Below are 922 nucleotides of genomic sequence, written 5' to 3'. Positions count from 1 at the left end.
GTTTACCTCTTTCTCAGGGAGTTTAGTCTCCAGGATTCCCGGGGCGGTTCAGTTTTCTTTGCCTCACGATCCCCCCACCTAAAAAACATAACCAATTGTATTTATTGATGTAACTCGCTAAACCATGCAGTTATGATCCCTGCCGCATAACCTTCATCAGCCACATTTTCAAAAATAAATTTCCTTATATATCAGAATCATACTTCGTAGAGTTAATAAATCACCAAAATTCGTACCAATAGTTCTTGATAACATCGAACTATTGGTTCATTATTATCGTCATCAGCAGGACGCATTACTCACCAGGGCGGTGAATATACAACGATTCGAATATGAATCTACGGCGCTGACAAAGCGCAATAACCAAAGTGAACTTTGGGGTGAATGCAGAAGCTAACCTTCTCGGCGGAGGCGCTTTGCAATGATTACGCGACCGGAGTTAGTCGCCCGGCTGTATTCACCACCAAAGTTCATCAGGAGGTCTATATGACACGCAGAACTCAGTTCAAAGGCAATTCACGTTCTCGTCGTCGTGAGCGTTTAAAGGCAAAGGCATTAGCTAACGGCGTACTGGCCCGCGAAGAAGCAATAAGTTCAGAAGTATTACACCGCCCTACTCTAAGCAGAGCGCAGATTCAGGCTAAAGGTACTCACGAAACGCCTGAGCGTATAGAAGACGCTAAGCCAATTAAGTTCATGGCACAGGACGTGATCTGGCAACAGAAAGAATACAGACGCAATCTGGAGCGAGCGGCCATTGTGTACGCGAATGAGTTTGGACATAAGCAACCAGAAACTGGTGTATGTCTTCCAAACGTAGCCATTTACGCGGCAGGCTACCGGAAATCAAAACAACTGACGGCGAGGTGACTTGTGTTGGTCGCCAGAAAATGAAATTAGGCAGCAAACCACTTATTTGAGG

At 45.3% G+C, this 922-nt stretch carries 1 protein-coding gene; it reads left to right on the top strand.

The window, feature by feature from the left end; all coding sequences use genetic code 11:
- The first annotated feature begins 384 nt into the window (after positions 1-384).
- The gene (locus HEN33_RS27225) at positions 385-870 is read left to right on the top strand and encodes a transcriptional antitermination N peptide (protein ID WP_445297911.1); all 486 of its coding nucleotides are present in this window, start codon (positions 385-387) and stop codon (positions 868-870) included.
- The last annotated feature ends 52 nt before the right edge of the window (positions 871-922 follow it).

This window comes from Escherichia sp. 94.0001, from assembly GCF_013369155.2.
Lineage (GTDB): Bacteria > Pseudomonadota > Gammaproteobacteria > Enterobacterales > Enterobacteriaceae > Escherichia > Escherichia coli_F.
The sequence above is the reverse complement of the archived record's forward strand: the minus strand, read 5'-3'. Positions and strand labels throughout refer to the sequence as shown.

Bases quoted from the DNA above. Each gene is read 5' to 3' on its own strand.
- HEN33_RS27225 (WP_445297911.1), top strand. From the start codon at position 385: ATGCAGAAGCTAACCTTCTCGGCGGAGGCGCTTTGCAATGATTACGCG.